Raw genomic sequence first — 6,997 nt, 5'->3', positions numbered from 1 at the left:
GATTAGCATTAATAATGGTCATAGGCTTCGCGCGTGTTGATTTTGTTTGGCGATAAAATTAGATCACAAACGAAGCCTTTTTTATATCTATTTCAATTGGTTGGCGCTAAAGATCCTGTACATGATCAGCTTTTAAGAAATAACCCGCCCTGCTGTTCAAGGCTGATCTTCGCCGCTTGATTAATTAACCGGCCCACATCCATGCTTCACCATCCCTGGCCACGGATGACCTGTCTCTCCGGCCGCGTGCGCCACCAAGCCGGCCACAAGCTTTCTTGGTGGCGTACACCACTCGCCGGTTCGACGAGATGCCCTCTTTAATCCGGCAGTTCCACCTTCACCCCCCATGGAGCTGGTAGCCTGCTTTTCTCCTCTGCCATGCACCTGCCCCTCCCCGCACCTTGGCCGGGGGTCGGCAACCCCACCTGCACGCAGCCGGTGCGAAAAACCGCCAACAATGTGCGAAAACGGCTCGATCCCCCTCCCGTTTTAAGGGGAAAAACCAGTGATAAATATTGCCCGATAGGGAGCCAGAGAAAGCGTTGGCAGGGAAATTTATACCGAGGAATATTCCGTATTTTGCGCATTTACGCATTCCTATTCGCCACATAATTTACCAACAAAAAAACAACTGATAACATCTTTTTACATTTTAAAGCATATAAAAAACATGATTCAGTGACCCCCGTTTGCTCGTCCCGGCAGCCAGGATCACCGGATCGGGATTGAAACCATCAGCCAACTACTCATCGAGCAGACACCCGACCCATGATGAACACAGTTACGGCCAGCATCGATATCGATGCACTCCAGCACAATTTCACCGTGGTGCGCCGCCATGCCCCCCACAGCAAGATCATCGCGGTACTCAAGGCCAATGCCTATGGCCATGGGCTGCTGCAGGTGGCCCACGCCCTCGCCCAGGCCGATGCCTATGCGGTGGCAAGGGTCGAGGAGGCGCTGGTGCTGCGTGCCAACGCCATCACCAAGCCCATTCTGGTGCTGGGAGGCTTCTTCAGTGCCGAGGCGCTGCCGCTGCTGGCGAAACACGAACTGCAAACCACCTTGCATACCTGGGAGCAGCTGGCACTGCTCGAGCAGGCCAGTCTGCCCGCCCCCATCAAGGTGTGGCTCAAGCTCGATACCGGAATGAACCGGCTCGGGCTGCGCACCCTGGAGCTGCCCGCCTTCATCGAGCGGCTGAGCCATTGTCGCAACGTGGTGCAGCCGTTCCATCTGATGACGCACTTCAGCCAGTCCGATGAGCAGGATACCCAGGCCACCCGGCTGCAGATCGAGGAATTCAACCGCCTCTCTGCTCATCTGCCGGGCGAGCGGGCCATGGCCAACTCCGCCGGCATCCTCGCCTGGCCGGCATCGCGCAGCGACTGGATCCGACCCGGCCTCATGCTCTACGGCGCCTCCCCGTTTACCGGTCAGCTTGCCGCCGACCATGACCTGCGCCCGGTCATGAATCTCAAGAGCCAGCTCATCGCCACCCGCGCCTGCCAGCAGGGCGAGGCGGTCGGCTATGGAGGACACTGGGTGGCGGATCGAAATACTACCCTCGGCGTGGTGGCCGCGGGATATGGCGATGGTTACCCCCGCATGGCGCCCGAAGGTACCCCCATGCTGATCAATGGCCGCCGGGTGCCCATCGTGGGTCGGGTTTCCATGGACATGATCACCGTCGATCTGGGGCCGGCGGCCAGCGACAAGGTGGGAGACGAGGTGACGCTGTGGGGGGAAGGGTTGCCGGTGGAACAGGTGGCCGAAAAGATAGGCACCATCCCCTACGAGCTGCTGACCCGCCTGACCAGCCGGGTCCATCTGACGCACTGTGACAAACGCGAACAGATGCCGATGTTGAAGCTGGCCTGAGCAAGCGGTCTGAGACCGGCCACAGAGAAGTGTCAAACCAGCCCTTGATAAACAAAAGGCCCCGTCTTTCGACGGGGCCTTTTGTTTTATTTGGCGGTGAGGGAGGGATGATTCGCCACTGCGTGGCTCACCCCTTCGGGGCGGCCTGTGGCCGTTCATCGCAGCAAGCTGCTCTGCTCGAACCCGGCGAGGGTTCTCACCCTCCCTCTTCGAGATGAGCTGATGACGCTTCCCCAAAGCAAAAAACCGACCATGAGGTCGGTTTTTTGCAATTTGGCGGTGAGGGAGGGATTCGAACCCTCGATACGTTGCCGTATACACACTTTCCAGGCGTGCTCCTTCAGCCACTCGGACACCTCACCAAATTTTCACTGCTTGAAGTGGCTTTCGGAGCACGCTGCGCGTGCATCTTGCCAACTTCGTCGGTGGGCAGCCACTCGGACACCGCACCCAATTTTGGTCTGTGCTTTTACGTGTTCAGCCAACACGAATTCGCTGCGCCGTTGCGCTGGAACGGGGCGTAATGTAAGGGATAGGCGCGAGGCGGTCAATGCAATTTTTTATCTTTTGCCACTGTTTGCTCAATAAGCGAACCAAGTGACTAAAAATATGCCATTTCCTATCCCTTTCCATCAATTTTCAACCGCTTCGTGCAAATGTTCTCCTCGAATCGCCTCTTCCAGCGAGCCGTAGAACTCCAGCTCTCCCGGCACCGGACGCACCTTGGCCCGCGCCAGGGTCTTGAGAGGCTGGAATTGCAATTCAGCCACCTTGAGACGGACCCCCGCCTTGGCCATGCGTTTTGCGAACTGCTGGAAGGCGGTGAGACCGCCAGCATCCAGGATGGAGACCGCCTCCATTTGCAGGATCAACTCCTTGTGGTCCTTCACCTGGGCAAGCAACTCGTCAAAGACCCGCTCGGCGGCGGCAAAGAACAACGGTCCGTTGATCTTGTAGACAAGGGTCGAGGGGGACACCTCGCTGGCATAGCGTTTGTGATCCGCCAGGTTGTGCAGCCTGGTCATCTTGGCTATCTCGCGCATGAACAGCAAAGAGGCCAGGATCACCCCGAAGGTGATGGCGATGACCATGTCGAAGATGACGGTCAGCGACAGGCAGACCAGCAGCACCAGTACATCGGATTTGGGCGCCCGGCGCACCAGATCCACCACCTTGTGGGCCTCGCTCATGTTCCAGGCCACCAGCAGCAACAGGGCGGCCATGGCAGAGAGCGGCAACCAGGAGAGCCAGGGAGCCAGCACCAGGATGGCAGCCAGCACCACCAGCGCATGGACAATACCGGAAATGGGCGAGGTGGCACCGGCCCGCACGTTGGCGGCGGAGCGCGCGATGGCGGCCGTCGCCGTGATGCCACCGAAGAAAGGAGCCAGGATGTTGCCAAGGCCCTGCCCCACCAGCTCGCCGTTGGAGCTGTGCTTGCGACCCGTCATGCCATCGAGCACCACGGCGCAGAGCAGGGATTCGATGGCCCCCAGCATGGCCATGGAGAAGGCGGCGGGCAGCAACCGCTCGATGGCGGCGAGATTCCACTCCACCGGCGCCCCGTCCGGCCCCGGCAGCGCCCAGGGCATCACCAGGGTCGGGGCGATGGGGGGAATGCCCATGCCCTGACTGCCGTCGGCCAAGGTATAGCTGAACTTGCTGCCGATGGTGGCGACGTCCACCCCGAACTGGTGCAGACCCAACCCGAGCCCCACCCCCACCAGCACCGCGGGCAGATGGCCGGGTACCGGCAGGCGCAATCTCGGCCAGAGCAGCAGCACCGCCAGGGTTGCCACACCCACCAGGGTGTCTCCCCACTGCCAGCTTGACAGGGCATGGGCCAGCGCCTGTACCTTGCCCAGATAGGTTTCCGGCATCTCCAGGACCTGCAGGCCGAAGAAATCCTTGATCTGCAGGGTGGCGATGACGATGGCGATACCACCGGTGAACCCCAGGGTCACCGAGGGGGGAATGTACTCGATGAGGCGCCCGAGACGCGCCATGCCCATGGCCACCAGGAAACAGCCCGAGATGAGAGTGGCCATCAACAGGCCGCCCACGCCGAATTGCTGGGCCACCGGGTAGAGGATCACCACGAAGGCGGCGGTGGGGCCCGAAATGGAGAAGCGGGATCCCCCGGTCACGGCGATGACGATGCCAGCGATGATAGCGGTATAAAGCCCGTGCTGGGGCGGCACCCCACTGGCGATGGCCAGCGCCATGGCAAGGGGAATGGCGATGATGCCGACCGTGATGCCGGCGATGAGGTCGCGGCCAAAGCGCGCCACGCTGTAGGGTTCGTCAATGCAGGATTGGCGCAATGCGATGGCCAGCTTCACGCCTTGTAAGGAAGCTTGATTGTGCATGTCTAGGGTAATACCAGAAGAGGGAGACAAAGGCCGGGGTGAACCGGCACCCGATCATCATCAAGGGCCGGCAGAGCTGTCGACGCGGCGATGGTATCGAAGGCAACCATACCCGACCCGGCCAGATAATTCGATGGGCGGGATCAAGAAATGGCCATGAGCGCGCAATATTGTCGGTGACACCCCGAATATCAACGCCGTTTCCCGCCACGGCAGGTTTCCCCGGGCACGGTACTCTGCGGATGAACGACACCACGCCTCCTCCTGGCAGTATGCGGGAATCAGGGTACAAGGCAGGCACAACCCGACCGAAGGCGCGATCTCAAGCTCCTGATTGTGCTGAAAATAGTCCGCGTTGCCCAAGTTTTGGGCAAACGGGCCAAAAAGCCGTTTTTTACGCCGACAGGCGGGTTGACACCCAGGAGATGGGCCATTAATATCCGCCCCGTCTCGACGAGACAGGCCATTCCTCCTTAGTTCAGTCGGTAGAACGGCGGACTGTTAATCCGTATGTCACTGGTTCAAGTCCAGTAGGAGGAGCCAATTCCCTCGTAGTTCAGTCGGTAGAACGGCGGACTGTTAATCCGTATGTCACAGGTTCAAGTCCTGTCGAGGGAGCCACATTTTAAAGCCCAGCCTTTTGGCTGGGCTTTTTCATATCTGCTCTTCCGGGCCTGTCCACGGCCCCCCTGCCCGATGGCGCGCCAAACCGTCACCTGCTTGCTTTCCTGATTCCCCATGGCCTTCGATGACGCCCCTTACTCATCACCAGGCGCGTCACCAGGGCGTCACAGAGATCCCAAAGACTATGATTGATTCGAAAAGGACCATTTGGATCTATCCAGTCAAGGAGCCATCATGTCACACCCTGCTTCACTGGCCAGTCGCCTGCATGCCCTGGCACTCAACGACACCCTGTTCCCCGATCTCCATCAACTCGAGAAGGCACAACGGACCCGGACCATCTACCGGATTTTCCACACTGTCGCCAGCACGGCTGCACTCGGGCAAGAGGATATCGTTGACGACCTGGCCCCCCTCCTCACCCTGATGGAGTCTCCCTGCCTGACCCGGCAAGGGGGGCTCTGCCCCTTGCTGGCCAGTCATTACAATCTCTATCTCGGCACGCTGCTGGAGCTGGGGGATCGGCACCATCCGGAGATCATCGGTCAGATTGAGGAGGCTCTGGCCTTGCGCACTCACGGGCTCTATCTGGTCACCGAGCTCGGTTGTGGCAACAATGCCATGAGCATGGCAACCGAAGTCCGCTACGACTGTGCCACTGACGGTTTTATCCTCCATACGCCCCATCGGCATGCCGCCAAGTTCATGCCCTACATCGCCCTGGAAGGGCAACCCAAGAGCAGCGTGGTGATGGCCAGATTGTGGGTCGGCAAGCAAGACTGCGGCATTCATCCCTTTCTGGTGCCCTGCCGGGACGCCCGTGGTGCACTGTGTCAGGGGGTCAGCGTCTCCAGCCCGGACGTGCTCGACCTCCCCTACTTCGACGTGGTGGATCACGCCATCATCACCTTCGAGCAGGTGACGCTCCCCCGCTGGGCATGGCTCAGGGGTCATGAGCACGACATCAGTGCAGGGGGCATCTTTCACTCTCGTCTTGCCAGCCAACGCGACATTTTCTTCAGCTCCCTGCGCCGTGTTGAGTGGGGAAAACTGGTACTGACCGCCTCCCTGATCCCCGGCATGAAACTGAGCCTCGCACTGGCCATCCACTACGCGCAGCAACGACCGCTGCACGCCCACAACGGGCGGGTCATACCGCTGGCGCACCATGCCCTGCACCGCCGGATACTGACTCGTGCCTATGTCACGGGGCTGGCCGCCATGGCGCTGTATGAAGGGATAAAACAGCGACATTTGCCGGATGGACGGCACTCCTCCCGCTTTCAGACCGACGCAGGCCTGGTCAAGGCCGTCGCCGTCGAACTGATGCGAACCTCCCTGCAACATTGCATGCAGCGGTGTGGTGCCCAGGGAAAATTCCTGCGAAATCGCATCGCTCCTACCCTGCAACTGTGCGATCTGGTCGGCACCGCCGAGGGAGACAGCATGCCCGTCCTGATGAAGGTGGCGAAGGATATTCTGGCCTGGCCTGATGAATCCCTGGATGACGGCACACCCCTGGGCCAACTGCTGCTGCGGATGCGCCAACAGATGAATCAGCAACTGGCCGACGCGACGGACAAACTGGCCGCATGGCACGACCTCGGCTGTGAAGCAGCCCGCCTCGGCTGGCTTGCTGGCAACCTGGAAGCCTTGCGTCACCTGGGGAGCAGGGACGACATCCGCACGGCCTGCCGGGAGCAGCTCATGCTCGATTATGCTCCCCAGCTCCTGCATCACGGGCTGTGCAGCCCCGCCGAGATTGCCGCCCTGCCCGCACGGCAGGAAGCCACGCTGGATCATGTCTGGGAACATCACGCCGCCCGCGTGCCGGACGAGTTTGACGTTCGTGACCTCATGGCCGCGACGCCGCTGGGCAACCCGGACCTGGCTTCGGCCTGGTTTGCCCTGGCCCCGTCCCTGCATGATCCCCAGCCAGAAGGTTGAACGTTGGGGCCAGCAGGCCGCCCCTCCACTCCCGGTGCCTGAATCACCCCAAGCCCGGCCATCGGTCGGGTTATTTCTTATCCCCCTGCCCCACCTCGGGGCAAGGGCGCTCGCCTCCCGCCCCCGCATCCCGATGCGCCCATCCCTTGCCCTCATGGCCTGTTGCCACAAGATGG

Annotated in this window: 3 protein-coding genes, 3 tRNA genes and 1 other RNA gene; 4 read left to right on the top strand and 3 right to left on the bottom strand. The window is 60.6% G+C overall.

Features of this window, described 5'->3' with window-relative positions:
- Positions 1-768 precede the first annotated feature (768 nt).
- A complete protein-coding gene (gene alr / locus HKD46_RS17800; RefSeq protein ID WP_171865750.1) occupies positions 769-1,881 on the top strand; it encodes an alanine racemase in 1,113 nt (370 codons plus the stop codon).
- Positions 1,882-1,972: 91 nt separating this feature from the next.
- Here the strand turns inward: alr and HKD46_RS17795 are convergent.
- The 3 genes from HKD46_RS17795 to dauA all read right to left on the bottom strand — a co-directional run bounded on the left by HKD46_RS17795 (position 1,973) and on the right by dauA (position 4,250).
- Positions 1,973-2,101: non-coding RNA, RtT sRNA (locus HKD46_RS17795), on the bottom strand.
- A 54-nt stretch (positions 2,102-2,155) separates the two neighbouring features.
- A tRNA-Ser gene (locus HKD46_RS17790) sits at positions 2,156-2,243 on the bottom strand.
- 270 nt (positions 2,244-2,513) lie between these two features.
- Positions 2,514-4,250, bottom strand: coding sequence for a C4-dicarboxylic acid transporter DauA (gene dauA / locus HKD46_RS17785; RefSeq protein WP_161648266.1), 1,737 nt, complete (start codon positions 4,248-4,250; stop codon positions 2,514-2,516).
- 467 nt (positions 4,251-4,717) lie between these two features.
- Here dauA and HKD46_RS17780 point away from each other — a divergent pair.
- The 3 genes from HKD46_RS17780 to HKD46_RS17770 all read left to right on the top strand — a co-directional run bounded on the left by HKD46_RS17780 (position 4,718) and on the right by HKD46_RS17770 (position 6,821).
- Positions 4,718-4,793 (top strand) — tRNA-Asn (locus tag HKD46_RS17780).
- Positions 4,794-4,795: 2 nt separating this feature from the next.
- Positions 4,796-4,871 (top strand) — tRNA-Asn (locus tag HKD46_RS17775).
- A 237-nt stretch (positions 4,872-5,108) separates the two neighbouring features.
- Entirely contained in the window at positions 5,109-6,821 is a 1,713-nt protein-coding gene (locus HKD46_RS17770; protein WP_139700835.1) for a hypothetical protein, read from the top strand.
- Positions 6,822-6,997 lie beyond the last annotated feature (176 nt).

This window comes from Aeromonas sp. TW 6 (genome assembly GCF_013168745.1).
Classification (GTDB): Bacteria; Pseudomonadota; Gammaproteobacteria; order Enterobacterales; family Aeromonadaceae; genus Aeromonas; species Aeromonas caviae.
The sequence above is the reverse complement of the archived record's forward strand: the minus strand, read 5'-3'. Positions and strand labels throughout refer to the sequence as shown.